The organism is Paenibacillus sp. 01T422, assembly GCF_056398785.1.
Genome location: NZ_JBFTQB010001743.1, coordinates 1 through 355 on the forward strand (window position 1 = coordinate 1; position 355 = coordinate 355).

Sequence of the window (355 nt, forward strand, 5' to 3'; positions counted from 1 at the left end):
GATATAACGTCATGTGCGTTATCTCTTACTACAAAGCATTCATTGGTAGTGCCAATGAGTTCAAGCTGACTAAGTTCCATAAATCCGTTGAAACGACGATCTATTAAACGAACCACTCCGCCGATTGAATCGGAAACAAACCAATCTAAGGGACCTGCATATTTTCGTAAGCCCAGTCTTCTAAGCTGATAGGCTGTTTGACATGTGGAACCCAGACTAATGCAGGCCTTATAACCACCTAGGGAATCGCGCCATTTCATAACTCTCACTCCCGTTTCATCAACGATCTCCTCCACAATGACGAGTAGAATTAAGGTATGCAAAAATTAAGATTGCGCTTGGGCAAATATACCGT

At 42.5% G+C, this 355-nt stretch carries 1 protein-coding gene; it reads right to left on the reverse strand.

Features of this window, described 5'->3' with window-relative positions:
- On the reverse strand, nucleotides 1-260 hold a 260-nt coding region (locus AC1DUA_RS41025; RefSeq protein WP_477505071.1), incomplete at its 3' end, for a DUF1796 family putative cysteine peptidase.
- Nucleotides 261-355 lie beyond the last annotated feature (95 nt).